Annotated in this window: 22 protein-coding genes and 1 pseudogene; 6 read left to right on the forward strand and 17 right to left on the reverse strand. The window is 39.1% G+C overall.

The annotated features are described in order from the left end of the window. The 4 genes from FY048_RS16345 to FY048_RS16360 all read right to left on the reverse strand — a co-directional run. A partial coding sequence (locus tag FY048_RS16345) for a BapA/Bap/LapF family prefix-like domain-containing protein (protein WP_446091832.1) occupies window positions 1–1,316 on the reverse strand: 1,316 nt, incomplete at its 3' end. A 456-nt stretch (window positions 1,317–1,772) separates the two neighbouring features. Continuing rightward, window positions 1,773–3,275, reverse strand: coding sequence for a cation:proton antiporter (locus tag FY048_RS16350; protein ID WP_446091833.1), 1,503 nt, complete (start codon window positions 3,273–3,275; stop codon window positions 1,773–1,775). A 243-nt stretch (window positions 3,276–3,518) separates the two neighbouring features. Further along, the gene (ypfJ, locus tag FY048_RS16355) at window positions 3,519–4,418 is read right to left on the reverse strand and encodes a KPN_02809 family neutral zinc metallopeptidase (protein WP_353158330.1); all 900 of its coding nucleotides are present in this window, start codon (window positions 4,416–4,418) and stop codon (window positions 3,519–3,521) included. A 26-nt stretch (window positions 4,419–4,444) separates the two neighbouring features. Beyond that, window positions 4,445–5,374: a DUF808 domain-containing protein gene (locus FY048_RS16360; protein WP_446091834.1), complete on the reverse strand. Its 930-nt coding sequence runs from the start codon at window positions 5,372–5,374 to the stop codon at window positions 4,445–4,447. A 207-nt stretch (window positions 5,375–5,581) separates the two neighbouring features. On the opposite strand from FY048_RS16360, the gene trpS reads away from it, so the two are divergent. After that, window positions 5,582–6,595: a tryptophan--tRNA ligase gene (gene trpS / locus FY048_RS16365; protein ID WP_016137032.1), complete on the forward strand. Its 1,014-nt coding sequence runs from the start codon at window positions 5,582–5,584 to the stop codon at window positions 6,593–6,595. A gap of 412 nt (window positions 6,596–7,007) precedes the next feature. Here the strand turns inward: trpS and sucD are convergent, their stop codons facing one another. The 10 genes from sucD to sdhC all read right to left on the reverse strand — a co-directional run bounded on the left by sucD (window position 7,008) and on the right by sdhC (window position 18,661). Beyond that, window positions 7,008–7,898 (reverse strand): succinate--CoA ligase subunit alpha, encoded by an 891-nt coding sequence (gene sucD, locus FY048_RS16370; protein ID WP_003655479.1) that lies wholly within the window; start codon window positions 7,896–7,898, stop codon window positions 7,008–7,010. A gap of 14 nt (window positions 7,899–7,912) precedes the next feature. After that, window positions 7,913–9,079 carry an ADP-forming succinate--CoA ligase subunit beta gene (gene sucC, locus FY048_RS16375; protein WP_016137033.1) on the reverse strand — a complete coding sequence of 389 codons (1,167 nt, stop codon included), beginning with the start codon at window positions 9,077–9,079 and terminating at the stop codon, window positions 7,913–7,915. A gap of 147 nt (window positions 9,080–9,226) precedes the next feature. Then, the gene (gene lpdA / locus FY048_RS16380; RefSeq protein WP_446091835.1) at window positions 9,227–10,660 is read right to left on the reverse strand and encodes a dihydrolipoyl dehydrogenase; all 1,434 of its coding nucleotides are present in this window, start codon (window positions 10,658–10,660) and stop codon (window positions 9,227–9,229) included. Window positions 10,661–10,721: 61 nt separating this feature from the next. Continuing rightward, window positions 10,722–11,912 carry a 2-oxoglutarate dehydrogenase complex dihydrolipoyllysine-residue succinyltransferase gene (gene odhB / locus FY048_RS16385; protein WP_446091836.1) on the reverse strand — a complete coding sequence of 397 codons (1,191 nt, stop codon included), beginning with the start codon at window positions 11,910–11,912 and terminating at the stop codon, window positions 10,722–10,724. Beyond that, window positions 11,912–14,752, reverse strand: a complete 2,841-nt coding sequence (locus FY048_RS16390) for a 2-oxoglutarate dehydrogenase E1 component (protein WP_446091898.1) — start codon at window positions 14,750–14,752, stop codon at window positions 11,912–11,914. Before FY048_RS16390 ends, odhB begins: the two co-directional genes overlap by 1 nt. Before the next feature lie 157 nt (window positions 14,753–14,909). Further along, window positions 14,910–15,038, reverse strand: coding sequence for a hypothetical protein (locus FY048_RS16395; protein WP_002116082.1), 129 nt, complete (start codon window positions 15,036–15,038; stop codon window positions 14,910–14,912). Window positions 15,039–15,321: 283 nt separating this feature from the next. Beyond that, window positions 15,322–16,032, reverse strand: a complete 711-nt coding sequence (locus tag FY048_RS16400) for a succinate dehydrogenase iron-sulfur subunit (RefSeq protein WP_446091837.1) — start codon at window positions 16,030–16,032, stop codon at window positions 15,322–15,324. Window positions 16,033–16,046: 14 nt separating this feature from the next. Then, window positions 16,047–17,882 carry a succinate dehydrogenase flavoprotein subunit gene (gene sdhA, locus FY048_RS16405; RefSeq protein WP_446091838.1) on the reverse strand — a complete coding sequence of 612 codons (1,836 nt, stop codon included), beginning with the start codon at window positions 17,880–17,882 and terminating at the stop codon, window positions 16,047–16,049. Between the two features lie 12 nt (window positions 17,883–17,894). Beyond that, window positions 17,895–18,260 (reverse strand): succinate dehydrogenase, hydrophobic membrane anchor protein, encoded by a 366-nt coding sequence (gene sdhD, locus FY048_RS16410; protein WP_016137039.1) that lies wholly within the window; start codon window positions 18,258–18,260, stop codon window positions 17,895–17,897. Continuing rightward, window positions 18,260–18,661, reverse strand: a complete 402-nt coding sequence (sdhC, locus tag FY048_RS16415) for a succinate dehydrogenase, cytochrome b556 subunit (RefSeq protein ID WP_003655453.1) — start codon at window positions 18,659–18,661, stop codon at window positions 18,260–18,262. Before sdhC ends, sdhD begins: the two co-directional genes overlap by 1 nt. Before the next feature lie 497 nt (window positions 18,662–19,158). Between sdhC and FY048_RS16420 the strand changes: the two are divergent. Together FY048_RS16420 and gltA are read left to right on the forward strand one after the other, a co-directional pair. Then, window positions 19,159–19,239 (forward strand): annotated as a pseudogene (locus tag FY048_RS16420) (hypothetical protein); the annotation flags it as partial. Window positions 19,240–19,603: 364 nt separating this feature from the next. After that, complete coding sequence (gltA, locus tag FY048_RS16425) at window positions 19,604–20,878, forward strand: citrate synthase (protein ID WP_335975418.1); 1,275 nt, start codon at window positions 19,604–19,606, stop codon at window positions 20,876–20,878. Window positions 20,879–20,958: 80 nt separating this feature from the next. Here gltA and FY048_RS16430 read toward each other — a convergent pair whose 3' ends face one another. After that, a complete protein-coding gene (locus FY048_RS16430) occupies window positions 20,959–21,444 on the reverse strand; it encodes a DUF1289 domain-containing protein (protein WP_446091839.1) in 486 nt (161 codons plus the stop codon). 111 nt (window positions 21,445–21,555) lie between these two features. On the opposite strand from FY048_RS16430, the gene trhO reads away from it, so the two are divergent. Further along, window positions 21,556–22,488 (forward strand): oxygen-dependent tRNA uridine(34) hydroxylase TrhO, encoded by a 933-nt coding sequence (gene trhO, locus FY048_RS16435; RefSeq protein ID WP_042897598.1) that lies wholly within the window; start codon window positions 21,556–21,558, stop codon window positions 22,486–22,488. A gap of 125 nt (window positions 22,489–22,613) precedes the next feature. Here the strand turns inward: trhO and FY048_RS16440 are convergent, their stop codons facing one another. Beyond that, on the reverse strand, window positions 22,614–23,138 hold the full coding sequence (locus FY048_RS16440) for a YecA/YgfB family protein (protein WP_042897600.1): 525 nt from the start codon (window positions 23,136–23,138) through the stop codon (window positions 22,614–22,616). 74 nt (window positions 23,139–23,212) lie between these two features. Continuing rightward, entirely contained in the window at window positions 23,213–23,419 is a 207-nt protein-coding gene (locus tag FY048_RS16445) for a PA3496 family putative envelope integrity protein (RefSeq protein ID WP_016137045.1), read from the reverse strand. A 358-nt stretch (window positions 23,420–23,777) separates the two neighbouring features. Here FY048_RS16445 and rpoD point away from each other — a divergent pair, with 358 nt between their 5' ends. Together rpoD and FY048_RS16455 are read left to right on the forward strand one after the other, a co-directional pair. Continuing rightward, window positions 23,778–25,661, forward strand: coding sequence for an RNA polymerase sigma factor RpoD (gene rpoD, locus FY048_RS16450; RefSeq protein ID WP_042897603.1), 1,884 nt, complete (start codon window positions 23,778–23,780; stop codon window positions 25,659–25,661). Between the two features lie 97 nt (window positions 25,662–25,758). Further along, entirely contained in the window at window positions 25,759–26,046 is a 288-nt protein-coding gene (locus tag FY048_RS16455; RefSeq protein ID WP_062850024.1) for a YbeD family protein, read from the forward strand. Window positions 26,047–26,164 lie beyond the last annotated feature (118 nt).

A 26,164-nucleotide genomic window follows, 5' to 3' on the forward strand; every position in this document is an offset into this window, starting at 1 on the left:
GTATTGTCTGCAAGACTCCAGGTGCCGTCACCATTGTTGGTCGCTGGATAGTTCACACCATCCACAGTCACCACCACAGTCGCAGTCGGATCATTCACTGTACCCGTGAGTGCTGGAGTGCTGTCATTGGTGAGCACATCATCGAGTGCAACTACAGGTGCAGTAATGTCCGCAGACACTGTGCCTGTTCCTGGCAATGAGGTATTGCCTGCAGGGTCAGTCGCTGTTGCTGTAACCGTTTGACCGTCAGTCAAGTCACCTGGGTTTGGTACTGACCATGTGCCGTCTGGTCCTGCAACCACAGTTGCTGTCGTACCGTCAGGGAAGCTTACAGTCACGGTTGAACCCGCTTCTGCTGTACCTGTCACTGGGTCAGTGGCATTGATTGGATCAAGCACCGGTGCATTTGGTGCATCTGTATCAACTGTATAAGTTTGCGTATCTTTAACAGTACTGCTATTACCTGCTGCATCTGTAAAAGTTACAGTAGCATCAATAGTTTGATCTGGATCTGCTTTTAAACCACTACCCGGTACACTTACACTCCAAGTACCTGCATCCTTATCTACTATCGCATTATAAGTCACACCATTGATTACAACAGTTACGACTGTATTTACTGCATCTGCTGGAATGTTTTTCAAAATACCAGTAATTGTGACATTGCCTGCTGCTTCAGATGCATTAAGTACATTATCAGATGTAACTGAATTAACAGAGAAAGTTACCCCATCTGTATTTGGTGGAGTAGTATCGGCAGGTGTTGAAGAATCATTATTACTATCATGGTTTGATGCTGCTGCAATGATACCACCCGCAACTAACGGGATAGCCCATAACCATGGATTTATGCCACCATCGTGATAAAGCAATGGTTCAATTGAAGAAATAGGCTGATAAATAACATCAGACACCAACTCTTGTGGTGCCTCTGCTGGTAAAGCGGCTGGTAAGTCTTCACCTAAAAGTGCTTGTGGCTCAACATCACTGTCGGCATCAGCATCGGCATCAGCGTCCGCATCTGCATCATTTTCAGCATCTTTGAATTTTGCCCAGATTAACTGTCCATTTTCGTCTTGAAAAACAAGGCTGTTATCTTTAGGCTCAGCTGTTCCACTAAAAAAGCCTTCAATAACAATTGTCTCGCCGTTTTTAAGGCGAATGACTGCATTGGTTCCCTCCCTATTCACCACCAATACATCACTGGCAGCCACTTTTACCAATACAACCGATGCTTCTGTAAGCGATGCGGAAGTTCCCTTGATGGTTGACAAGGTGTCGTGACTATCCTTGGCAATAATTTGTATTTCAGGCATATCTGTATTCCTTTTATATTATTGATTTAAATGATTTTTTGTATAATTCTTTTTACTTAATGTTTTCAAGTTTTTGACCTACAACTTAAAAACATTAAGTAATGTGATCATTTTTACATTAACCACTTTAAAATAAAAAAAACAAATACTAAAGTACCTAAAGAAAAAATTTTGATTAATAGAAATTATATATAAGTCTTCTTTGAGTTTATCTTGTGTTAATTTAATGGAAAATTTCTTTAAATGTTTTATATATAAAACAAATTTCTTCTTTTATATTTACCATTTGTTGAAATGTCATTTAATTAAAATACTCATATAACAATTATTAATATCTTAATAAAATAAAATATATTATTAATGATATATATAGAAAAAAAAGGCTTTAGGTAATATTTCACTATTACACTAAAACCTAATTTGTAAATCTTTTATAAAGTTTAAAACCGCAAATATTTAGAAATTATCCGGACTCTCAAATCGTTTTACTTCTTGTAACTTATTTGGGTCATGCATTGTTGCAATTCCATCTTCAGTTTTTTGGTCAACCAGAATATCTGGATTAAAAATGGTAATCGTTTCTCTACCCAGTGCATCTTCTCCAACAATATATTGAAAGCCTCGTCGATTCATCTTATGACATAATCGTTGATAGAGACCTTTTAGACCTTCGGTTTCTTCATTCGGATTGTAATAGAACGCATTCATCACAGCCGGTAGGCCTAGACCACATACAATGCCTGATAACAACACACTAATAAAAGTATAGCCAATCAGAATACTGCTATAAGGACTTAATGCAGGAATATTGGCAACGGCCAAAATCAATGCAAGTGAAATCCCCCCTCGCACCCCACCCCAAGATAAAATGGTTAAACTACCGTTATAACTTTTCATTTTCCGCATGTTCGGGAAAAAGGCAAAAGCCATAAAGTTGGCTGCAAAACGAGAGATATGTAGAATAAAGAACGCAACAATACCGCCTAAAATTAGGCTAAAGTTTAAATCAAGAATAAATAACTCTAGACCAATTAAAGTAAACAGGAATGAGTTGATGATTCCTTCTACGGTATGCCAAAAATGATTAACTTCTTGAATCTCGCGCTCTTCTCGTATTTCTTTCCATTTGTTGCCAACAATTAAACCGCCAATTACACAAGCAATCGGTGCTGATGCATGGGCAAACAAAGCCACTAAATATGCTCCACTCGCAAGCAAAGCTGTTGTCAAAATCAGGGACTCCATTTCGTGTTTACCACGTAATAGACGTAACACCCCTACCCCAAATGCCCAACCAATCCCGACTGCAACAACAATTTCATATAGTAAAGCTTCTAGTGTCGCCATCAACGAGAAATGTTCACCCTGTAAAACATTGAGCAAGGTCATAAATAATGCAATACACATTGCATCATTAAATAGTGACTCGCCTTCGAGCTTAACGATCAAATGATGCGGTGCACGAATCGAACTAAGTACCCCTTTAATACCAATAGGGTCTGTTGCTCCTAAAGCTGCACCTAAAAGTAGTAGCACCAGAATTGGCACATGATATCCAACGAGTAGTTGGAAGCCGTAGAGCAATCCACCAAATAAAACAGCGCAAATGACTAAGGCAATAGTGGCCAAAATACTAATTTGCTTCCAATAACTTCTTAAATCAGAAATTTTAAATTTAAGTGCAGAAGAAGTTAAAATAAAACAGATGACACCATTAATTAAAAAATCATAAAAATCGATATGGCGCACGGCTTCTTCAATATTATGAATATTAATGGTAATAAACTGATTACCGTTTAGTAGGCTTGCGCCCCATTGCAAAATAAAGACAAAAATTGCTGAGACCAGCGGCACACCAATAGCCTGTGGAAAGCCTAAAATGCGCTTATTAAAGATCGTGGTTGCGATTGATAGCGCAAAAACCACAGTGAATGCTTGTAGTAGAAAAAAATTACCCATGAATACCCTTCTTCTGGGTCAACGACCAAATAAGTGAAACTTTGTTAGATCGACCAAACTTAATAAAAAACTGGCATGAAGAATGCCATAATCATAAAAAACAGAAATTAGGACACAAGTTTAACGAATTGAATGAACAATCTATCACTCTGTTAAATTTCTTAACATTATTTATAGTTATAATCTAAAGAAAAAAGGATGAGCTTATTAATTTATGTTTAACAAGACTCATCCTATAAAATCTTAAACTGGATTGTTAAAAGTATCACATTGGTTAATATCGCCAGTTTTTAAACCAACCTGAAACCAGTGCATTCGCTGTTCACTACTACCATGCGTAAAGCTATCTGGAACAACCTGACCAGTAGATCGCTTCTGTAAATAATCATCTCCAATTTTTTGAGCAGCATCCATCGCTTCTTCAATATCGCCTTGCTCTAAAAATTGAGTACGTTGCTGATTATGACTTGCCCAAATACCCGCTAAACAATCGGCTTGTAATTCTTGGCGAACAGATAATTGATTACCTTCTCTTTGGCTTGCTTGTGCACGAGCCTGTTGCACTTGTGACGAAATACCAAGTAAGGTTTGAACATGATGCCCTACCTCATGCGCCACAACATAAGCTTGAGCAAAATCGCCTGCCTGATCTTGCCTAGAAAGTTCAGTTTGGTTTTGTTCACCAGAAATTCCCATTTGCTGACGCATATCTTTAAAGAATTCTGTATCGATATAAACCTTCTGGTCTGCCGGACAATAAAATGGTCCCATTGCAGATTGAGCAGTACCACACCCTGACTGAATCATTCCACTAAACAACACCAATCTTGGCGGTGTATATGTTTTACCTAACTGTTTAAATATAGGTGTCCACGTATCCTCTGTATCAGCCAAAACTGTTCCAACAAAATCAGAGGCTTCTTTTTGCTCGGCTGTTAAACTTTCTGGTGCAGTTGCATTTGACTGCTGTGATGCAGTGACTTGCTGAGTTGCCTGATAAGCTTGTTGTGGATCAACCCCAAAAAACTTCCACGCAACAAATGCAACAACTAAACCAATAATGCTGATACCACCTGCTCTAACACCGCCACCACCTCGACGGTCTTCCACATTGGTACTAATTCGACGACCTTTCCAGCGCATAATTTCCCTCTTATTTTAGAATGGCATCATGAACCCGATGCTTTTTTTGGCCGCATTTTTTGTATTAAACTTACGATTAATAGAACAATTGCACCTGCAACCAGTCCTATTCCAAAGTTAATCAGTGTCGGTGTTAAAGCACCAATGATATTTCCTACCGCTGGTATCGTCTCAACATGATCCACTGTATTTTCAGTTAAATGATGTAGTAAAGGAATCGTATGATTGATAATCCCTCCCCCTACTAGAAACATTGCAATAGTGCCAACGATTGAAAGTAATTTCATCAAAATAGGAGCAAAAGCTAACAAGCCTCGACCTATAGTTTGCTTAAATGAGGCTGTTTGTTTTGTTAGATATAAACCTAAATCATCAATCTTAACAATCATGCCAACTAAGCCATAAACGCCAATTGTCATTACAACAGCAATAATGCTGAGTACACTGACCTTCGTCATTAAAGTCGCTGTAGCCACTGTACCTAAAGAAATAACAACAATTTCAGCCGATAAAATAAAATCTGTTCGAACAGCTCCTTTTACTTTTTCTTTTTCAAAATTTGCTAAATCTAATTCTTCACTATCAAACTCTGCTTTTGCTTCTTCTGATGTAGAAGGTTTTTTATGCATAATGGTATGAAGAACTTTTTCTACTCCCTCATAACATAAAAATAAGCCTCCTAACATTAATAGTGGATTAATCAGCCAAGGCGCAATCACACTAATTAACAATGCTAAAGGAACTAAAATAAGTTTATTAACAAATGAGCCTTTAGCCACTTTCCAAACAATAGGTATTTCGCGATCTGCACGCACACCTGTAACTTGTTGTGCATTCAAAGCTAAATCATCGCCTAAAACACCAGCAGTTTTCTTTGCTGCCATTTTGCTCATTAAAGCAACATCATCTAAAATTGTTGCAATATCATCTAGTAATAAAAGTAAGCCACTTGCCATTTCTTATCCAAGTTTGTATTTATTCGACTATTGTAAGATGATTTTTTTCAATTTCTGTAATTTTACTGAATAAATTCACAATATTATTTTAAGAAAAGTTTAACCAATCGCTGACGAATTTTTTTTATTTCCCGTACAATAATGCCAATCTTTTATATTGCAGGGCTTACTACCCCTGATTAAGCCAATAAGACAGTGGAATAAATAATGAGTAATGTTGATCAGCGTCCAATTATTTTGACAGGCGACCGCCCAACCGGACAACTTCATCTTGGGCATTTTGTCGGTTCTTTGCGTTCTCGTGTAGGTTTACAGGATAGCCATCATCAACATCTCTTGTTAGCAGATGCTCAAGCATTAACAGACAATGCCGATAATCCAGATAAAGTCCGCCGTAATATTTTGGAAGTTGCTCTAGATTATTTAGCTGTAGGCATTGATCCAACAAAAACCACGATTTGCGTACAATCATGCTTACCAGCACTAAATGAGCTCACCATGCTCTATCTTAACTTCGTGACGGTTGCACGCTTAGAACGTAACCCGACCATTAAGTCCGAGATTCAAATGCGCGGTTTCGAGCGTGACATTCCGGCTGGTTTCCTCTGCTACCCTGTTGCACAAGCGGCTGACATTACGGCTTTCAAAGCGACTGTGGTTCCAGTGGGTGAAGATCAAATTCCAATGATTGAACAAACCAATGAAATCGTACGTCGAATAAACCGTCAAATTGGCCAAGACCTTTTACCAGAATGTAAAGCTTTGCTTTCAAATATGGCACGCTTACCTGGCTTTGATGGCAAGGCAAAAATGTCTAAATCATTAGGTAATACCATTGTTTTAAATGCTTCTGATAAAGACATTAAAAAAGCTGTAAACGCAATGTATACCGACCCAAATCATCTTCGCATTGAAGATCCAGGTCAGGTTGAAGGAAACATTGTATTTACTTACTTAGATGCATTTGATCCAAATAAAGAAGAAGTTGAAGAATTAAAAGCGCATTATCGTCGCGGCGGTCTAGGTGATGGAACTGTTAAAAAACGCCTTGAAGGTGTTTTGAAAGAATTGATCAGTCCTATCCGTGAACGTCGTGAAGAACTTGCTAAAGATCCTGACTACATTATGGATGTTTTACGCCAAGGTACAGATAAGTGTCGTCTCATTACTCAACAAACTTTAGATGAAGTTAAAGACGGTTTAGGATTATTTAAATTCTAATTCCTTTTAAAAAACTAAAAGCCCTTCGGGGCTTTTTTTATGCTTCTTTAATTCATCGTATTCATTTTTTTAGAATTACTAATGTATCCCCTCTCATTCACATGCTTTTACCCTATTAACGTGAAGTAACACTTATTAACGCTAATAGCGATGAAGAATTTCTTAACTATCTCTAATATTCATCATGTAGGTTACATTATATGAGCCTCACGACATTTCTCCTTAAACCGAAACTGTTTTTACAGATTCGTTGTTCTACGCAATGATCACCCCAATCATTGCGTATTTTTTTGCTTAAATATTTTATTTTTGAAACAGTTTTACTTTAGATTCATTATTTTTAATTTAATAGATAAAAAAAACACCGCATCATTTTCAGATGCGGTGTTTTTTAAGATTCAAGATAAAGCGATTAAGCTAAACCTTTCTCTTTTAAAACTTGCAACATTGTTGAACCAAGCTCAGCTGGGCTACGAGTGTAAGCCATTCCCGCGCGTTCAAATGCAGCGAATTTCTCTTCAGCAGTACCTTGACCACCAGAAATGATCGCACCAGCGTGACCCATACGCTTACCTTTAGGTGCAGTTACACCAGCAATGTAACCTACTACAGGCTTAGTCACGTTAGATTTGATGAATTCAGCAGCTTCTTCTTCAGCTGTACCACCGATCTCACCGATCATGATGATTGCATCAGTATCTGGATCGTCTTGGAACAATTGAAGAGCTTCGATTTGGTTCATACCTGGGATTGGGTCACCACCGATACCGATACAAGTAGACTGACCTAAACCAAGCTTAGTTGTTTGAGCAACAGCTTCATAAGTCAATGTACCTGAACGTGAGATGATACCAATACGACCTGGTTGGTGAATGTGACCAGGCATAATACCAATCTTACATTCACCCGGAGTGATCACGCCTGGGCAGTTAGGACCAACTAAACGAGTACCGTTACCGTTAGTTTCTAAATAGCGTTTTGCTTTAAGCATGTCAATTGTTGGAACACCTTCAGTGATCACAACAATTAGGCCAACACCTGAATCAACCGCTTCAACGATAGAGTCTAAAACGAATGGAGCTGGTACATAAATTACAGATGCATCTGCATTTGTTTCACGTACAGCTTCTTTCATTGTGTTGAATACTGGTAGGTCAAGGTGAGTTGTACCACCTTTACCTGGAGTAACACCACCAACAACTTTTGTACCGTAGTCTAAAGCTTGTGCAGAGTGGAAAGTACCGTTTTTACCAGTAAAACCTTGTACCAATACTTTAGTGTCTTTATTAATTAATACGCTCATGATTGATACTCCCCTTACGCTTTAACTGCAGCTACAACTTTTTCTGCGGCATCAGACAAGCCGTTCGCAGAAATTAATTTCAAACCAGATTCGTCAAGTAATTTAGCACCTAACTCAGCGTTGTTACCTTCTAAACGAACAACAACTGGAACAGTTACATTTACTTCTTGAACCGCTGCAATAATCGCTTCAGCAATCATGTCACAACGTACGATACCACCAAAGATGTTAATTAAAACACCTTGTACAGATGTATCAGCAAGGATGATTTTGAACGCTTCGATTACGCGATCTTTAGTTGCACCGCCACCAACGTCAAGGAAGTTTGCAGGCTGACCACCATAAAGTTTAATGATGTCCATAGTTGCCATTGCAAGACCAGCACCGTTAACCATACAACCGATGTTACCTTCTAAAGCAACATAGTTAAGATCAAATTCAGATGCTTTTAATTCACGCTCATTCTCTTGAGATTTGTCACGTAAAGCAGCAACTTTAGGTAAACGGTAAAGCGCGTTAGAGTCGATACCAACTTTTGCATCTACACATAAAATATCGCCATTTTCACGAACTGAAAGTGGGTTAATTTCGAATAATGCAAAGTCATTTTCTACAAATGCTTGGTAAGCAGCAGCCATAATTTTAACAAATTGGCTGATTTGCTTGTCTTTCAAACCTAAAGCAAACGCAACTTCGCGCGCTTGGAATGGTTGTAAGCCAACTAATGGATCAACTTCAACTTTGATAATTTTTTCTGGAGTTTCTTCTGCAACTTTCTCGATTTCTACACCACCTTCTGTAGAAGCCATGAAAGTAATACGACGGCTAGAACGGTCTACAACCGCGCCCAAGTAAAGCTCACGCTCAACTGGGTATACGTCTTCAGCAACAATGATGCTGTTTACTGGTTGACCATTTGCATCAGTTTGATACGTTACAAGACGAGTACCAATAATGTTATTTGCAAACTCGATAACATCTTCTTTAGATTTTGCAACTTTAACGCCACCAGCCTTACCACGACCACCAGCATGAACTTGCGCTTTCATTACCGCGAATTTACCACCAAGCTGTTCGAATGCAGCAACTGCTTCGTCTGCATTGGTTGCCAAGATACCTTCTTGTACCGGCATACCATATTCTTTCAATAACGCTTTAGCTTGATACTCATGTAAGTTCATTTAGTTACCTACTTAACTTTGTTTGTTGTCTTCAATTTGCGCAACATTCTCATGTTGTATATGCAAATTGCTGTCTACCTCTATCACCTTGATGTTTTTTTAATCACACCATCAAATGTGAAAAAGAGCGGAGAACCGCTCTTTATTTTATTTACGCTTACGTTGAATCGCGTGAATTGCACGACCATCTACAGCAAGTGCAGCTTCATGAACAACTTCAGAGAATGTTGGATGACCAAATGTCATTAGCTGAAGATCTTCAACAGAAGATACAAATTCAAGTGCGATCATACCTTGGTGTACGATATCAGATGCAGCAGGTCCAATGACATGCATACCTAATAAACGGTCAGTTTTTGCATCAGCAACAAACTTAACGAAACCAGCACCTTCACCCGCGGCTAAAGCACGACCATTTACAGCAAAACCGAATTGACCAGTTTTAACTTCATGACCTTTTTCTTTAGCTTGTTCTTCAGTTAAACCAACCCATGCCGCTTCCGGATGTGTATAGATAACAGAAATGATTGTGTCATAGTTCACTTGAGCTGCATGACCGTGGATACGCTCAACAGCCATTACACCTTCTTCCATTGCTTTATGAGCAAGCATTGGACCACGAACCAAGTCACCAATTGCATATACACCTTCTACAGAAGTTGCACAGAAATCGTTAACTTCAACTAGACCACGTTCAGTCAATTTAATGCCTGAATCATCTGCCAACAAACCTTCTGCATAAGCTTTACGGCCTACACAAACGATTAATTTGTCAAAAGTCTGAGTTTTCTCTTCACCACCTTGAGTGTATTTAACAGTCACTTCACGACCATTAACTTCGCTACCAGCAACTTTAGCGCCAATACGAATATCAAGACCTTGCTTAGTTAAAAGTTTTTGGTAGTCTTTTGCCAAAGCTTTATCAGCCATTGGTAAAAATGCATCCATTGCTTCAAATACAACAACTTCAGAACCAAGACGACGCCAAACAGAACCAAGCTCTAAACCGATTACACCAGCACCAATAACACCTAAACGTTTAGGTACTTCTGGGAAGTTTAATGCGCCAGTTGAATCAACAATAATATCTTGATCTACAGGAGCTACTGGAATATTTACAGGTACAGAACCAGATGCAAGAATCACGTATTTAGGTTCTAAAACTTGAGTCTCACCTTCGTGTGAAACAAACTCAACTTTTTTACCAGCAAGTAATTTACCAGTACCTTTTAACCACTCAATACCATTGCCTTTAAGCAATTGATCGATACCACCAGTTAATTGGTCAACAATTTTGTCTTTACGAGCAAGAAGCTTAGCAAGATCAAAATTCACTTCACCTGTAGTAATACCGTGATCAGCTAAATGATGCACTGTATCTTCATAACGATGTGAAGAGTCAAGTAATGCTTTAGAAGGGATACAACCTACGTTTAAGCATGTACCACCTAAAGATGGCTTACCGTTGTGAATACGTTTTTCGATACAAGCGACTTTAAAACCTAGTTGAGCAGCACGAATTGCAGCTTCATAACCACCAGGACCACCGCCAATAACAACAAGATCAAATTGTTGAGACATTGTTTATCTCCATGGTCCGAGATAGAGGATCACTCTATCTCGGTAATATTATTCGAAGAAATTAAAGATCAAGGATGAGTTTAGCTGGTTCTTCTAACAATTCTTTGATTGCTACCAAGAAACCTACTGCTTCTTTACCATCGATCATACGGTGGTCATAAGAAAGCGCTAAATACATCATTGGCAAGATTTCAACTTGACCATTTACAGCCATAGGACGCTCTTGGATTTTGTGCATACCCAAGATACCAGTTTGCGGCTGATTCAAAATTGGAGTTGAAAGTAATGAACCGAAAGTACCACCGTTAGTAATAGTGAAAGTACCACCAGTCATTTCTTCGATAGATAATTTACCATCACGCGCTTTAGCAGCATAAGCACCAATACCTGCTTCAACTTCTGCATAGCTCATACGATCAGTATCACGTAATACTGGAACAACAAGACCACGATCAGAAGATACTGCAACACCGATATCATAGTAACCATGATAAACAATATCATCGCCATCAATTGAAGCATTTACCGCAGGATAGCGCTTAAGTGCTTCAGTTACAGCTTTAACAAAGAATGACATGAAGCCTAAACGAGCACCATGGCGTTTTTCAAACGCATCTTTATATTGCTTACGCAATTCCATGATTGGCTTCATGTTAACTTCGTTAAATGTAGTTAACATTGCAGTTTCTTGAGTTGCAGAAAGAAGACGCTCAGCTACACGCTTACGTAAACGAGTCATTGGAACGCGTTTTTCGATACGCTCACCAACAGCTACGCTTAACGGAGTAACGTTAGCAGCTGGTTTAGCTTGATGATTTGTTACATCTTCTTTAGTGATACGACCACCACGACCAGTACCTTGTACGTCAGCAGCAGCAATACCAGTTTCAGACAAAGCTTTACGAACTGCAGGAGCTTGACCAGATACAGCTTCAGTGCGCTCAACAACAGGAGCTGCACCAGCTTGAGTTTGAGCAACTGCTTGCTCTACTGCAGGAGCTGCTGCGGCAACAGCACCAGCTTCAAACTGAGCAATCACTTCGTCAGAAAGAACTGTATCGCCTTCACCTTTAATGATTGCAACTAAGCTACCATCTGCAGGAGCAACCACTTCTAAAACAACTTTGTCGGTTTCAATATCACAGATTACTTCATCACGTGATACAGGTTCACCCACCTTTTTATGCCAAGTTGCGATGGTTCCATCTGCAACAGACTCTGGGAATACCGGTGCTTTAATTTCGGTTGCCATTATTGAGAATCTCCTGATTGTTCAGCTTCGATTGCCAATGCATCATTAATTAGCTGAGCTTGTTGTTTTGCATGCAAGTACGGTGAGCCACAAGCTGGTGCAGCAGAAGCTTCACGACCTGCAAAACTGATACGGATTTGTTTGCCAGATTTTAAGATATCGTCGTATAAACGCGGTGCGATAAATAACCAAGCGCCTTGGTTCTTCGGCTCTTCTTGTGTCCAAACAAGTTCTTTCACGTTTGGATATGCAGCCAAAATTTCCGCAAGACGTTGTTCCGGGTATGGATATAACTGTTCAATACGTACGATTGCGACATTAGTTAAGTTTTGTTCACGACGTTTTTCGAGTAAGTCGTAATAAACTTTACCACCACAAAGTACAAGACGAGTTACATCAGACTTGTTAATTTGATCAACTTCATCAATTACAGTTTGGAATGAACCATTTGCAAGCTCTTCTAAAGTAGAAGTTGCAAGTTTATGACGAAGTAAAGATTTCGGTGACATTACAATCAATGGCTTACGAATTGGGCGTACAGCTTGACGACGTAATGCATGGAAAATCTGTGCAGGTGTCGTTGGAGTGATCACTTGCATGTTATCTTCAGCACATAACTGTAAGAAACGTTCTAAACGAGCTGATGAGTGCTCTGGACCTTGACCTTCGAAACCGTGTGGTAACAACATTGTTAAACCACAAACTCGTTCCCATTTAGTCTCGCCAGAAGCAATAAACTGGTCAATTACAACCTGAGCACAGTTTACGAAGTCACCAAATTGCGCTTCCCAAATGATTAAGCTCTTAGGAATTGTAGTTGCATAACCATATTCAAATGCAAGAACAGCTTCTTCAGATAATAAAGAATCGTAAATCGCAAAACGAGGCTGGTTTTCTTTGACATTGCAAAGTGGAATATACGTTGAACCATCTACTTGATTATGCAATTTTGCATGACGGTGCGAGAATGTACCACGCCCAACGTCTTCACCAGTAATACGAACAAGGTAATCTTCATCAATCAAGGTTGCATAAGCTAAAGTTTCAGCAGCACCCCAGTTCAATGCAGTTTCACCAGTTTGCATTTTCACACGATCTTCAATAACTTTTTGCACTTGACGCTGCATAACAAATCCTTCCGGAAGTTTGCTCATGCCCTCGCCTAATTCTTTTAAGCGATTTAAGTCAAATGAAGTATCCCAATCGTCTGTATAGTCATGGCCCAAATAAGGTGTCCAATCAACAAACATTTTTGTATTTGGTTCAAGTACTAAAGCGTTTGCCACATGGTTGCCGGCTTCTAAGTCTGCACGGTAATCTTCAACCATTTGGTCTGCTTCAGCACGATCAATAACTTTGTTTTGAACAAGCTGATCTGCATAGAGTGTACGAGTTGTTGCTTTTTTAGCAATCACTTGATACATCAATGGTTGTGTACCAGACGGCTCATCTGCTTCGTTATGACCACGACGACGGTAACAGAACAAGTCAAGTACAACGTCTTTACGGAATTCGTGACGGAAATCATGTGCTAATTGAGTAGCAAAGATTACTGCTTCAGGATCATCGCCATTCACATGGAAAATTGGCGTCTGAATCATTTTTGCAACGTCAGTACAATATTCAGTAGAGCGCGCATCACGTGGATCAGAAGTTGTAAAACCAACTTGGTTGTTCACGATAATGTGTACAGTACCACCAACCGTATAGCCACGAGTTTGTGACATCTGGAAGGTTTCCATGTTCACACCTTGACCTGCAAATGCAGCGTCACCATGAACAATGACTGGCAATACATCATCACCGCCGATGTCTCTACGACGCACTTGACGTGCACGCACAGAACCTTCAACTACAGGACCAACGATTTCCAAGTGAGATGGGTTAAATGCTAATGCCAAGTGAACTTCGCCACCTTGAGTCATTACATTACTTGAAAAACCTTGATGATATTTAACGTCGCCAGAACCTTTCTTATGAATAGCTTTACCTTCAAACTCGCCAAACAAGTCTGCAGGGTTTTTACCCATAATATTAACAAGAAGGTTTAAACGGCCACGGTGTGGCATACCAATAACAACTTCTTTACAACCAACAGCACCAGCACGTTGAATGATTTCATTCACCATAGGAATAAAAGATTCACCACCTTCTACACCAAAGCGTTTAGCACCAACGTATTTATTACCTAGGAATTTTTCAAGCCCTTCTGCAGCGGTTAAACGCTCCAAGAACCCTTTCTTTTGATCATTTGTAAAATTAAGCTGACCACGAACACTTTCAAGACGTTGTTGAATCCAACGCTTTTCTTTTGTGTCCACGATATGCATATATTCAACACCGATTGAACCACAATAGATTGCTTCCATTGCTTCAATCATTTCAGCAAGCGTTGCTTCGCTTTTGCCAATCTCAAGATTGCCTGTGTTGAATACTGTGTCTAAATCTGATTTGGTTAAACCATGTTCTGAAAGATCTAAATCAGGAATATCTTCACGCTTAGCAAGACCTAATGGATCTAACTTAGCTTTTTGATGTCCGCGATTACGATAAGCAGCAATAAGTTGTAAAACGCCAATTTGACGACGTTCATGCTCAGTACTTACCGTACTTTGTACAACAGGTTGAACACGATTAGCATTACGTCCTAGTAATAGGAATTGCTCACGCACAGCGCCGTGTGGTTGGTCACCCTTTGGATATTTATCGAAATATTGGCGCCAGTCCTCAGCTACAGAGGTTGGGGAAGACAGGTACTGCTCGTAAAGTTCTTCAATATACGCTGCACTATCAGCGGAAAGTTCAGTGTCAAGACGCAATGCGTCAGCAACTTCTTGCATTTGTGGACCCATTTCCTATTGCAAAAAATATTACAGGCTGCCTTTTAAGCACACCCATGATGCATAATGCCAAATTGGTAAAAAAGGCATTACTTACCCAACAGGTCTTTAAGACCATGGGGCGTCATACTACCTAGAGAGGAAACTCTATAGGTAATTAATGAATCACAACACCCTCAATGGCATCATCACTCACCTTATACTCGATTAAAACCGAGCAATTTTTTGCAAATCTTTTTAGAAAAATTAACTTTAAAATTAACTTTTCTAAAATGACTTTAACCATAAAAATTAAGCACAGATCTAAGATCGTGCTACTTAAATTAATTTTACTAGTATACGCTTTTTTCAGCTATAACTTTGTGGCAAATCGTATCATGTTCTTAACAAACGATTGATTTTTTTGACACATACCATCTATAAATTGGCGAAATACATATGCGATTTTATCTTTTAATATATGGTGCAACATATAAAAACCTCATCTTTTTCGACCAAAGTCTAAAGTTTACATTATAAAGTTAAAAAAAAACGCACATCAAGGATGTGCGTTCTCTGTTTGTGCAGAATTAACCCGCTTGATCTAATAGCATGTTACGGATGTGACCGATTGCTTTTGTAGGATTTAGACCTTTAGGACATACTGACACACAGTTCATGATACCTTTACAACGGAACAAACTGAATGGATCGTCAAGACGAGACAAACGGTCTGCTGTAGCAGTATCACGAGAATCAATAATAAAACGGTATGCATTCAACAATGCTGAAGGACCCAAGAACTTGTCAGGGTTCCACCAGAATGATGGACATGAAGTTGAACAACATGCACAAAGAATACATTCATACAAACCGTTTAAGTGTTCACGCTCATCTGGAGTTTGTAAACGCTCTTTAGGTGGAGCTGGCTGGTTATTGATCAAGAATGGCTGAATCTTGTCATATTGATCATAGAATTGGTTCATATCAACAACCAAATCTTTAACTACCGGCAAACCTGGTAATGGACGAATTACGATTTTCTCTGGTAAATCATTGAGGTTTTCTAAACAAGCTAAACCATTTTTACCATTGATATTCACACCATCCGAACCACAAATACCTTCACGGCAAGAACGACGGAATGTTAACGTTTCGTCTTGAACTTTCAATGCAAGCAATGCATCAAGCAACATACGGTGCTTATCAGTCAATTCAAGTTTGAAAGTTTGCATGTACGGCGCTTTATCCTTATCAGGATCATAGCGGTAGATTTCGAATGTACGAGTACCTCTACTCATCTTTATACTCCCGATTAGAATGTACGTGGTGCTGGCGGAATTGCATCAACAGTCAACGGTTTGAAGCGCACTGGCTTATATTCCAAACGGTTATCTGATGAATACCATAACGTGTGTTTCATCCACTCATCATCACGGCGACCGTATGAGTAAGTTGGGTGATCAGCTGGCAATTCATAATCAACTACAGTATGCGCACCACGACACTCTTTACGCGCAGCAGCTGAAATTAGAGTTGCTTTTGCAACTTCATACAAGTTTTCAACTTCAAGCGCTTCAACACGTGCAGTGTTAAATACTCTAGATTTATCTTTTAAGTGGATATTACGCACACGTGGTTCAAGAGCAAGAATCTCTTTAACACCTTTATCAAGCAACGCTTGAGTACGGAATACACCTGCATGGTCTTGAACGATATCACGAATTGCATCAGCAACTTCTTGAGCATTTTCACCAGCAGTTGACTCATCCAACTTACGTACACGAGCTAATGTTTGCCCTAATACATCTGTTGGAAGTGGCGCATATTCATCACCATGATGCTTAGTTACGTAATCGATAATGTGCTCACCAGCAGCTTTACCAAATACAACCAAGTCAAGAAGTGAGTTAGTACCTAAACGGTTTGCACCATGTACTGATACACAAGAACATTCACCAATTGCATAGAAACCTTTTACAGGTTTAGTGTAGTTGTCTGTACCCACTTCAGGTAAACATACCTGACCATGCATATTCGTAGGAATACCACCCATTTGATAATGGATTGTTGGTACTACAGGAATCGCTTCTTTTGTGATATCAACGTTCGCGAATTTTTTACCAATCTCAAATACAGATGGTAAACGTTTCATGATTGTTTCAGCACCCAAGTGAGTCATATCAAGTAAGATATAATCACCTTTTGGACCACAACCACGACCTTCTTTAATTTCTTGGTCCATAGAACGTGAAACGAAGTCACGTGGAGCCAAGTCTTTTAAAGTCGGTGCATAACGTTCCATGAACGGTTCGCCGTCTTTATTACGAAGGATTGCACCTTCACCACGACAACCTTCAGTCAACAATACACCAGCGCCCGCAACACCCGTTGGGTGGAATTGCCAGAACTCCATATCTTGCAATGGAATACCAGCACGAGCAGCCATACCAAGACCGTCACCAGTGTTGATATAAGCATTTGTTGATGCACGGTAAACACGACCAGCACCACCAGTAGCAAATAATGTCGCTTTTGCTTGGAATACTGAAATGTTGCCAGTTTCCTGGTCAATCGCTGTTACACCAAGAACTTCACCAGCTTCGTTACGGATCAAATCAAGAGCGATCCACTCAACGAAGAATTGAGTACCCATTTTCACGTTGCTTTGATAAAGCGTGTGTAATAGTGCATGACCTGTACGGTCCGCAGCTGCACAAGCACGTGGAACTGGCTTATCACCATAGTTAGCAGAGTGACCACCGAACGGACGTTGGTAAATTGTACCATCAGCGTTACGGTCAAAAGGCATACCCATGTGTTCAAGTTCATACACAACTTTTGGTGCTTCACGACACATAAATTCAATTGCGTCTTGGTCACCTAACCAGTCAGAACCTTTTACTGTATCGTAAAAATGGAAATGCCAGTTATCTTCTTGCATATTACCTAACGACGCACCGATACCACCTTGAGCAGCTACAGTGTGCGAACGTGTCGGGAAAACTTTAGTGAGTACTGCAACTTTCAAACCTGCTTGAGCAAGTTGGTAAGATGCACGCATACCAGAACCACCACCACCAACGATAACTGCATCGAAAGTGAGGTTTTGAATATTTGAATAATCTTCTTTAGGGGTTATCGCGCCCATGATGTCTTCCTATCAATTCGCCCAGAAAATCTGGATACCCCAGATTGCGTACACAAACACTGCAATAATGACAGCCGTCGTCAGTACAAGGCGTAAACCTTTCGCTGAAGGACCCATTTGACGAGTAGTGACATAGTCAGTAAAAACTTGCCACATCCCAATCCATGCGTGTGCGATAAGTGACAAAATTGCCAATAAAGAGAAAATCTTCATTGGTAATGTCATCATAAAACCAGCCCATTGTTGATAGTCAAATCCGCCTTTGCAAAGAATCCAACCCAAAAGAACAACAGTATAGGCTGCTAGTACAACCGCACTTACACGCTGGATATACCAATCACGAGAACCTGAACCAGTTAAACCTGTAGCACTTTTCATTAGAACATAATCCATACAAAGGCTGCGATAATGGCTACCACAGATAAGATCAATGAAATTGTCGCTGCAATACGACCACTTTGCAGTTCTTCAGCAAAACCTAAATCTGCAAGTAAGTGCTTTACTCCAGCAATAAAGTGGAATAATAAGCCGGCTACAAATACCCAAACGATGAAGCGTACGAGGATATTTCCAAACACGACATTTTTAACGTAGTCAAATCCTTCTGGTGAAGATAATGATTTATCTAAAATCCATAATAGAACTGGTACTAATAAGAAAACGATGACACCTGATAAACGGTGTAAAATTGATGCAATAGCCACGGGTGAGCGTAAATTTACCGCTAACACCTGACCCATGGACAAATTGACAGGTCTGTTGCTTTTCACAGCGGGCATCCTGTAGGTAGAAACTCCGACCGGAGTTTGTTGAATTAATTCCAAGGAAAGCTGGCATTGTTAGGCAAGCACAGCTCATGCCTAACCTATAAACGACACTGAATTATAAAACGCGAAGTATCAAAATACAAACAATCCACTTTCCCATTTAAGCAAAAAACAATTAAATAAGAATCATTCACAATGATATCACCCTATTAACCCTATTAAAAAGGTATACATAGTTCCATCATGTTGTTGTTTAAAATAACTTTTTATTTAATTTCATTTTTTCTGAAATTTCTTTTAAATAAGTAAGTTTTAGACTAAAGATAAAGTTATAAATTCATCATATAAATAGAAAAATGTTAGTAACTCCTCATATTTTCAATAAAAGCCACAATTTAATTAAGTAAACGTACTTACATTCACCCCAAATCGGTCAATCTAAAATACGTTTGAGAAAGCAATTTTTATTGGAAATAGAAGTTTTTATTATTTTAACGCAGTTCAATTAGCTATTTTTTATACAATTAAACTTAAAAAAACACCAATATCCTTTGTTACAACTAAATAAAAATAGAGTTTTTTTTGAGTAGAAATTTGAAATTACACCATGAGTTTTATGATTTTTTTAATTGGATTGGCATTTTCTACCTACTTATCATTTTTAATCTTAATTTTAAAATTTGCTTACAATTGGACTGATACTTCATTTTTTTTCTGCACGTTCTTGTTGAATTGACTTATTATACCATCCCGATGCAGTGATTTTACTGACTTTTTTGCTCGGGTCTTGATGACTAACTCTCTGTGAGATCGTCATTTTTTATCCATAAGTATAATTGACAAAATTTCAGTACTCACTAATCTTATAGCAAATTTTGACACCGTCTGATTCGCACATGAGAACATTAGGATTTCGGGTCAGATCAACATTCACCAGGACAGGAGATCTATTGAATGTCTGAAGCAAATGGCAAAAAAGCCGTATTACATCTTGATGGCAAAGAAATTGGATTACCAATCTACAGTGGCACTTTAGGTCCAGATGTAATTGATGTCAGCAGCATATTGAAAGAAGGTCATTTCACTTTCGATCCTGGTTTTATGGCGACAGCTGCATGCGAGTCTAAAATTACGTTCATTGATGGTGACAAAGGTATTTTATTACACCGCGGTTACCCAATTGATCAGTTAGCAACTCAAGCAGACTATCTTGAAACTTGCTACTTGCTACTAAATGGCGAGCTTCCAACTGCTGAACAAAAAACAGAATTTGATGCCAAAGTTCGTGCTCATACGATGGTTCACGACCAAGTTAGCCGTTTCTTCAATGGTTTCCGTCGTGATGCTCATCCTATGGCGATCATGGTTGGTGTTGTTGGTGCATTATCTGCGTTCTATCACAACAACCTTGACATTGAAGACATCAATCACCGTGAAATCACTGCGATTCGTCTCATTGCAAAAATTCCAACACTTGCTGCTTGGAGTTACAAATACACAGTAGGTCAACCATTCATCTATCCACGTAATGACTTAAATTACGCGGAAAACTTCTTACACATGATGTTTGCTACCCCTGCTGACCGTGATTACAAAGTAAATCCTGTTCTTGCTCGCGCGATGGATCGTATTTTCACGCTTCATGCTGATCACGAACAAAATGCTTCGACATCTACAGTACGTCTTGCCGGCTCTACTGGTGCAAACCCTTATGCATGTATCTCTTCAGGTATTTCTGCGCTTTGGGGACCTGCTCACGGTGGTGCAAACGAAGCTGTACTTAAAATGCTTGATGAAATCGGTAGTGTAGAAAACGTTGCCGAGTTCATGGAAAAAGTTAAACGTAAAGAAGTTAAACTCATGGGCTTCGGTCACCGCGTTTACAAAAACTTCGACCCACGTGCTAAAGTCATGAAACAAACTTGTGACGAAGTTCTTGAAGCATTAAATATCAATGATCCTCAATTAGCGCTTGCTATGGAACTTGAGCGTATTGCATTGAATGACCCGTACTTCGTTGAACGTAAACTTTACCCTAACGTAGATTTCTACTCAGGTATCATCCTTAAAGCGATTGGTATCCCAACAGAAATGTTTACGGTAATCTTTGCACTTGCACGTACAGTAGGTTGGATCAGCCACTGGTTAGAAATGCACAGCGCACCATACAAAATCGGTCGTCCTCGCCAGCTTTATACTGGTCCAGTTCAACGCGATATCAAACGTTAATATTCGAAAGAAAATTAATGACAAAAAAGCTGCCTTCTGGCAGCTTTTTTATTGAGGTATCTTCAATTCAATCTACAAACTTATTCTTCATCAAACACACTTAATAAGTGATGACTAATTCCATCAGCTCTCAACCAAGCTAACTCATAACTCGCTTTAGCTAAAGCTAAAACGCGCCTTTCGAATTCAACCCATATTGTTTTGACTTGAGGCTCTGAAATACCCAAACCACTTTCTGTTGCCAGATGCTTATTTTTTTCACATATTTTTAAAGCGTGATAGAGCTTACGACCTTTGCTCGCCCCTTCCATCAGCCGAACACGTTTACTTAAAATAAATCCTTCTACATGCTGCAAGTTTGCATGAGGTAACATGGGTACTAGAATTTGATTCAATTGATCATCTAAACGCTTCCATACAGCCAAACGTTGCTCTGCTGTATAAGTATTCCATTGAATCACTTCATGGTTAAAACGACGACAACCACGGCAAACCTGATCACCAAAAACTGTTGAACAACGCCCTGCACATGGGGTGAGAGAGAGCGTTCGATGATCACTACTCAAAACAGACTCCTTAAATAAACCATATACTTTTTATGGTTTTCTCGCTTATTACAAATTTTCGCGCTAAAATGTGCGCCTTAAATTTCTATCTTAATACATTTGGAGTTTTCCATGAACGCTACTGTAGAACAGCTTGCACCTGTAGAACAGCAAGCGACCGCAGATTGGGTTGTTGCCGCACTATATCAATTTAAAGAAGTTCAAGATCCTACAGATCTTCAGCAACGTCTATTAAACTTAGTGAAAACAATTAATCTGTGTGGAACACTAATTGTAGCAGGTGAAGGAATTAATGGTACTGTGGCGGGCGACCGTGTAGCAATTGATAGTCTTTATCAATTTTTGCTCAATGAAGGTTTTGCCTCTATGGAATATAAGGAGTCTTTTAGCTCTGACAAACCTTTCCGTAAAATGAAAATTAAACTTAAAGAAGAAATTGTGACTTTAGGTGTTGAAGTTAAACCCCGCGACTTAGTGGGCCACTATCTTGATCCAAAAGAATGGAATGATTTAATTGCACGTGATGATGTAATTTTAATCGATACGCGTAATGATTACGAATATAAGGCGGGTACTTTCAAAGGTGCAATCGACCCTAAAACTGAGACATTCCGCGAGTTTCCAGAATATGTTAAAAAAGAGCTAGAGCAACATAAAGATAAAAAAATTGCGATGTTCTGTACAGGCGGTATACGCTGTGAAAAATCAACTTCTTTACTTCTCCAAGAAGGATTTACAGAGGTTTACCATCTTAAAGGCGGTATTCTTAAATATTTAGAAGAAACCCCTGCTGATGAAAGCTTATGGGAAGGCGAATGTTTCGTATTTGACGGACGTACTGCCGTAACTCATGGCGTTGAAGAAGGCGTAAATATTAAATGTCATGCTTGTGGCTGGCCACTAACTCCAGAAGAGTCTGCTTTACCAAGCTATGAACATGGTGTTTCTTGCGTGTATTGCATCGACAAGACAACAGAAAAACAAAAAGCTGGTTTCCGTATGCGCCAGTCACAAATTGCAGCTGCAAAACGTAAACGTTTATAAATCACTAGAACTATTGTTCAGAAGGCATTTAGATTTCTAAGTGCCTTTTTTTATTTCTATACAATTAAATTTTTCCAAATAAAAAACGCCCTAGAAAGGACGTTATTTACATAATTTTTTAAAGTTTAATTTGGCGTATGATACATCAAGTATAATTCATTCAAATTATCTGGAATTTCTTCTGCCAGTTCATCCATTAGCTGTCCATTACGACGGAAAGATTCCATCTGCGGATCTTCTTCATCAATTCCACTAAATACCATCATTGGTAAAGTTAAATCAATTAATTGTTCTTCATATTCAGGGGCAAACCATGCCTCTTCATTTAAGAACATTGCATCAACAAATCCCACACTCCAGTCGCCTAAGCTAGATTCAACATCAGCTTCTTCAATTTCAAATGGAAATGCAATTCCATTTTCATTTGCTAAATCTTGTCGAATTGACTCTAACCACGCATTGATTTGCTGAATAATTTCAGCAGGAACCTTCTTATGGTTATTATCAAACAGCTCATCTAACCAACGGTCAAACTGAGGGCCTACTGCAATTGCACACAGAAAACCATGAGTTGCAGCGAAATCTAGACCATACTCATTGTGGTCTCCATCTAGATATTCACTTAATTGGTCTAAATCTAACGCACTCATTGTGTTACCTGACTATAAAAAAGAAATCTACGATAGCATAGCATTTAAGCTGACGATGCCCTATTCAGATTTGATTAGTCTTCATCATCAAGATCATCATCGTCTAAATCATAATCAAAATCCTTCAACTCACGCTCTAAACGGCGTTGAGCTAAAAGATCATCGATTAATCTACGTTTTTCTAATGATTCTTTTGCAGTGATTTTGCCTGATGACTCATCAAAACCGACATCATCATCATCACCGTAGCTATCATCTAGTTCAAAATCTGTAGAAGACACTAAAACTACCTCTAATGAAAAAATGTGAATGGGTCTAGCCGCTATTTATCTCTCTTACAGAATCATGTCAAGTTTTATTTATATTTTTTTCATTAAACTGCATATTTGTACTTTTTTTCACCCAAAAAATTGTGTATTTATAAAACTGAACTATTTTTTTAATCAAGAAAAAATTCTATGATCTTTTCCATAATTTAAGCTTGAAAAAAATGAATTTAACCCAATATCCAAAAAACAGACGTGAATTCAAAGATATTTTTTATTTAACGGTTACCGATCAAATCCAAAATATTTCAAGCAAATTGTGCTATCATGCACGGTTTTTCACTGCCACAGATTCAACGAAGAGTAAGCAAAGATGAGCGATATGCATTCCCCTACTTCTCAAGTAGCGGCTCTGATTAGCCGAGGCAAAGAACAAGGTTACTTAACTTACGCTGAGGTTAACGATCATCTGCCGGACTCGATTACTGAAAGCGAACAGATTGAAGACATTATTCAAATGCTTCAAGACGTTGGTATTCCTGTACACGAGCGTGCACCTGAATCTGACGATACCATGTTCGGTGAGTCAACTGACACAGCCGATGAAGTTGCTGAAGAAGAAGCTGCTGCCGTACTTGCATCGGTTGAAAATGAGCCTGGGCGTACGACAGACCCTGTACGTATGTACATGCGTGAAATGGGTACAGTTGAACTGTTAACCCGTGAAGGTGAAATCAGCATTGCAAAACGTATTGAGGAAGGGATTCGTGATGTCCTTAATTCAATTGCGTATTGGCCAAATGCTGTTGAAGTTGTATTAAAAGAATATAATGATTTCTTGACTGGCGAACGTCGCCTTGCCGATATTTTATCTGGCTATCTTGATCCGGAAACTGACGCAGAAATTCCTGAAGTTCTAGAAGAAGAAACAGAGCTTGAGGAAGAAGCAGCGCCAGCTACACCAGTAAAAGAAGTTAAGCTTGACGACGATGAAGAAGATGAAGAGTCAGAAAGCGATGATGACTCTGAAGGTGAATCTGGTCCAGACCCTGAAGTTGCAAAAGTTCGTTTTAATGAACTTGAAGCTGCATGGACTAAAACAAAAGCTATTATTGAGAAACATGGTCGTAACAGCCCAGAAGCAGACGAAGCTTTAGAAGCTTTAGCTACTGTATTTATGATGTTTAAGTTTACACCGCGTTTATTTGACATCATTTCTGAAATGATTCGTGGTACACATGAGCAAATTCGTGCCAACGAACGTGAAGTTATGCGTTACGCAGTACGTCGTGGCCGTATGGATCGCACTCAATTCCGTACATCTTTCCCTAAGCAAGAATCTAATCCAGCTTGGTTAGATGAACAGATTGCTAAAGCTCCTGCTGAGATCAAGGCGCATTTAGAAAAGGTTCGTCCGGATATTTTAGCATTCCAGCAAAAGATTGCAGATATTGAGAAAGAACTTAATTTAAGTGTTGCTGAAATTAAAGATATTTCTAAGCGTATGGCGATTGGCGAAGCAAAAGCACGCCGTGCTAAGAAAGAAATGGTAGAAGCCAACCTTCGTTTGGTAATTTCGATTGCGAAGAAATATACTAACCGTGGTTTACAGTTCCTTGACTTGATTCAAGAAGGGAACATTGGTTTGATGAAAGCAGTAGACAAGTTTGAATATCGTCGTGGATATAAATTCTCGACTTATGCAACTTGGTGGATTCGTCAGGCGATTACCCGTTCGATTGCCGATCAGGCTCGTACAATTCGTATTCCTGTACATATGATTGAAACGATTAACAAGATCAACCGTGTATCTCGTCAATTGTTACAAGAAATGGGCCGTGAACCAACACCTGAAGAACTAGGTGAACGTTTAGAAATGGACGAAGTTAAGGTTCGTAAAGTACTTAAAATTGCCAAAGAACCGATTTCAATGGAAACGCCTATTGGTGATGATGAAGATTCGCATCTTGGTGATTTCATTGAAGATCAAAACATCACTTCTCCAATTGATGCTGCGACCTCAGAAGGCTTAAAAGAAGCAACACGCGAAGTTCTTGAAAACTTAACTGAGCGTGAAGCAAAAGTATTGAAAATGCGTTTTGGTATTGATATGCCAACCGATCATACACTAGAAGAAGTGGGCAAACAGTTTGACGTAACACGTGAACGTATTCGTCAGATTGAAGCGAAAGCGTTGCGTAAATTGCGCCACCCTTCTCGTTCTGAACACTTACGTTCTTTCTTGGAAAATGACTAAGTTTTGATAGCTTGAAATTTCAAAACTAAGCCCCATTTAATAGAAAGAGCTATAAACGCCTGCGATGATGCAGGCGTTTCAAATCATGAGGTAACTTATGTTAGACCGCACTCCATCTCGCGAACTACAAGAACATCTTTGGGTATTTCCGATGGATTATCCAATTAAACTTATTGGCGATGCGGGTGAAGAATTACGTGTTGCTGTAGTTGATATTTTGGTAAAACATTTTCCAGAATTTGACCACTCAACGCTAAAAGTTCAAGAATCTCGCACCGGCAAGTATCATTCTTTAACAGCACAATTACGCTTTGAAGAATTAGAACAAGTTCATGCACTTTATGCTGACTTGGCTGCTTGTCCGCAGATCAGAACTGCGCTTTAATTTTAAGTTCTTCAATCAATACCACAGTCAGACATTCTTGCTGTGGTATTTTTTTGGAAATTTTTAAGCCCTTCAATACTGAAAAAACAATACAAATATTTAGAACTACTATTATAAA

The organism is Acinetobacter sp. 1124_18A (genome assembly GCF_052824995.1).